This is a genomic window from Geobacillus sp. DSP4a, assembly GCF_013096875.1.
In the GTDB taxonomy this organism is placed as follows: domain Bacteria; phylum Bacillota; class Bacilli; order Bacillales; family Anoxybacillaceae; genus Geobacillus; species Geobacillus thermophilus.
Map to the genome: position 1 here is coordinate 1 of NZ_SDLD01000188.1, position 510 is coordinate 510.

General features: G+C 53.9%; 1 rRNA gene. It reads left to right on the top strand.

From position 1 onward, the window contains the following. A 16S ribosomal RNA gene (locus ETC02_RS16930) occupies positions 1 to 118 on the top strand; the annotation flags it as partial. Positions 119 to 510 lie beyond the last annotated feature (392 nt).

Below are 510 nucleotides of genomic sequence, written 5' to 3' on the forward strand. Positions count from 1 at the left end.
CACCCGAAGTCGGTGAGGTAACCCGCAAGGGAGCCAGCCGCCGAAGGTGGGGCAAGTGATTGGGGTGAAGTCGTAACAAGGTAGCCGTACCGGAAGGTGCGGCTGGATCACCTCCTTTCTAAGGATGAAGAAAAGCGGAGGCCGTAATGGCCAACTGTCGATACACCGCGCTTTCGTTTCGTTCGGTTTTGAGGGAATGAAAAATTCCTTCATGTGTTTTGCGCCTGCGTCTTCCAGCAGATTCAAGGAAGATGGATTCCTCGGCGCAAAGCTGCAAAGAAGCGAATTCAAAGGAGCTACTTTGCATCTGCGTCTTCTAGCAGATTCGAGGAAGTGGGATTCCTCGATGCAAGACTGCAGAGAAGCAAATTCAAGAAGCAGTCTCGTTCCTTGAAAACTAGATAACCGGAAAAGCGGAGGCTCGCGGGTCGCCGCGATGGGCAAATGTTCTTCGCCTGCAAGGGTGCTTGCACCCGGAAGGCGAAGGTTATTTGACCCCGAGCGGCGGCG